The organism is Robinsoniella sp. (assembly GCF_034124845.1).
Map to the genome: position 1 here is coordinate 1 of NZ_JAWYAJ010000512.1, position 2,840 is coordinate 2,840.

Below are 2,840 nucleotides of genomic sequence, written 5' to 3' on the forward strand. Positions count from 1 at the left end.
TAGAAATGCTTTTTGAACAGACTCACAGACTAAATTTAGAGCCAAGATCGATAGATTATGATTGTATTATTTATGAATCTTCATTAGTTAGAATTGGCGATATATTCTTTTGGAGCGAATGGAGTGATTTTAAGTTAGAAGATATAAACAAATTAAATAGAACATGGATTTCGGCTGAAACGGTAAAATGGAGACCTCTTAGAAATGCTATGGGTGAGGGTGAACTATATCTCACCAATTTGGAAGACTAATTAGATACCACCTATGAGTATGATATCCTAAGGCGGAATAACATTTACCTATTCCGCCTATAGTAAAAAATTTCTATTGAATGTGTATCTTCAAAACAAAAAGGAAGAGTTAAGATTTATGAATAATTATGAACATAAAATTATATGTCCAGATAATTGTGCAATTCGTAAATATCTATGGGAAGACAACTTCCATGACAGTAATATTACAAATATAAAATTTGATAAAGTATCAGTGCTAATCCCTGTACAGGCTCACGAAAGACACGGTGAACCAGAATGGAAGTACCAGGGAAACCTCCTATTGCTATGACAAACTGAGCAACCGCATATCAAAAACAGAAAATGGTGTAAAAACTACCTATACTTATAATAACTTGAATCAGCTGCTTACCGAAAATGAAATTATATGACCGGAAAGGTAATCATTTAGGTTCAATGTAGCCAACAACAGGAGAAATTTATAAACCGGCTGTTCCTGGAAGAACAATTAAAATTAACTGATAGGGAGGCAAATTCAAGTGAAATATTGTTGCAAAAATATGGAATATTTTCTAAGAAACAACAGGAAGGAAGGAGACTTTGATTCGGATGATATAATATACTATGCGCCTCAGTATGATGAATATGGAATTGTTTCTGGAAAATCTTATATCAAGATGATATATTGTCCGTGGTGCGGAAAAAAATTGCCCGATTCAAAAAAAGATTTATGGTTTGATGAATTAGAAAAAATTGGACTATTTAATCCATTTGAAGAAGAAGTACCAGAAAAGTTTAAATCTGATGCATGGTGGCAGCACTTAGTGGATTAAAAGTAATGACAGAAGGATGGTTTAAAATCAGAGTGTATTGGACTGGATATTCTGAATGGGAACACTGCGATCTGGGAAGTACAGTACTGCCAGACTACCCAGCTTTATTATTTAAGGGAGAGGTATGTGAATATAAAAAGTTGTACAAAATAGATGAAGTAAAAGAGCTTGCAGAATATATTCAGAAAATTTGGATTAGAAGATTTAACGATAAAACAAAAAGTTTTGATGAGTATATTCAAATATCAACTAATATAAAGAAATTTTTATAAACTCATAAGGAGCGATATCGCCCATGTTTTGCTGGGCGATATCCTCCGACTGGATGTGGTCTAGCCATTTCCGCATCAGAATAGTACAACAAGACTATCCTTATCCAACACCGTCTTTTCAATTTAAAAAGAAAATATAAATAAGCGGAATCGTAATCAGCGAACATACCGTTGTCAAGATCACACCGGATGATGCCGTTTTCACTTCTTTTTGATACTGTTCTGAAAACATCACCACCATGGATGCCGTAGGCATACCAATGGACAGTACAATGCTTCCCACAATAACCGGGTCCGGAAATAAGAACAGGGCAATGGGGAGACACAGAAGTGGATATACCAGCAGTTTGATGACTGCCACCGCGTACAGCTTCTTTTCCGCAAATATTTCCTTCAGGGAATATCCGGCGAGTAAGCTTCCCAGAATCATCATAGAGAGTGGTGTTGTTATAGAACCGATTGTGCCCAGAGTCTCACTGATAACCCCCGGTACGGGGATATCCAAAAGGAAGATAACCAGTGCCAGAAAGCTTGCAACAACGCCGAGATTAATGATCTTTTTTAAATGAAATCCGCCCTTTGCCATTGGCTCACCGGTAATCAGGCGGATTCCGTAAGTATAGATAAGAATATTAAAAAACATATGTACTACGGTGCAGTAAAAAATAGCGCTTTTGCCATACAGCGCATCTAAAATCGGAAATGCCATAAAAGAAGTATTGGAAAATATCAGCAGCGTCCGATAAATGCCTTCTTTTTCCTTCTGCACCCGAAGCAGCTTCACCCCGATATAAGAAAATACCGGCAAAAGGGCGTATAAACACGCCCCAGCCAGAAAAATTTTAATAACAATTCCTTTATCACCGATCTGTCCGGTGCTTACCGAGCTGATAATCAGAGCAGGACATGCAAACCGAAGAATCAGAGTCGTCAGCCTTGAGGTCGTATGCTCATCCAGAATATCTTTTTTCTTCAGATAATATCCTAACGCAATTAAGATAAATAGCTTTACCAGCGCTGTCACAATTCCTGTGTAATCCATAATGTCCTGCCCGTTCCTCGTTTATTCCCGCGTGCAACGAGCCAAAGCCAAGCTTGCCTGCCCTTGGCGGCTGCCGCGATGGTTAAATGCCTGCTGAGGGGTATTTTACTTTTTACAGAGCTTCACAATAACATCTGCAAAAATCTTCGTACTCATAATCAGCATGTCAATGTCCATAAACTCATCGTCTCCATGCATGTGGTTATCCACTTCCGGTATCATACAGCCAAATGCAACTCCCCGCTCCAGTCCGTGAACATAAGTGCCGCCGCCGATTGCCAAAGGCTCTCCTTTTATTCCGGTATACGCCTCATAGCTCCCAAGAAGTGTCTGCACAAATAAGGAATCTCCCGGCACGTGATGAGGCGGCGTCATAGGTCCCTCTTCCATTACCAGTCCTGCCTCTTCCATTTTCCCTCTGCCAACCTGGGTAACATTCTCTTCTGTACCGCAGATCGGC

General features: G+C 39.2%; 4 protein-coding genes and 1 pseudogene. 3 read left to right on the forward strand and 2 right to left on the reverse strand.

Translation table 11 applies throughout. From position 1 onward, the window contains the following. From ACH2DQ_RS25300 to ACH2DQ_RS25310, 3 genes are all read left to right on the forward strand, one after another. Positions 1-251 (forward strand): hypothetical protein (locus tag ACH2DQ_RS25300; RefSeq protein ID WP_395028617.1); only part of this gene is annotated, 251 nt, incomplete at its 5' end. Positions 252-772: 521 nt separating this feature from the next. After that, the gene (locus ACH2DQ_RS25305; RefSeq protein ID WP_394912306.1) at positions 773-1,066 is read left to right on the forward strand and encodes a DUF6980 family protein; all 294 of its coding nucleotides are present in this window, start codon (positions 773-775) and stop codon (positions 1,064-1,066) included. A gap of 5 nt (positions 1,067-1,071) precedes the next feature. After that, complete coding sequence (locus tag ACH2DQ_RS25310) at positions 1,072-1,338, forward strand: hypothetical protein (protein WP_394912307.1); 267 nt, start codon at positions 1,072-1,074, stop codon at positions 1,336-1,338. A gap of 118 nt (positions 1,339-1,456) precedes the next feature. Here ACH2DQ_RS25310 and ACH2DQ_RS25315 read toward each other — a convergent pair whose 3' ends face one another. Together ACH2DQ_RS25315 and ACH2DQ_RS25320 are read right to left on the reverse strand one after the other, a co-directional pair. Then, positions 1,457-2,380 carry an AEC family transporter gene (locus ACH2DQ_RS25315; protein ID WP_394912308.1) on the reverse strand — a complete coding sequence of 308 codons (924 nt, stop codon included), beginning with the start codon at positions 2,378-2,380 and terminating at the stop codon, positions 1,457-1,459. A gap of 105 nt (positions 2,381-2,485) precedes the next feature. Beyond that, positions 2,486-2,840: pseudogene (locus ACH2DQ_RS25320) on the reverse strand (peptidase M20); the annotation flags it as partial.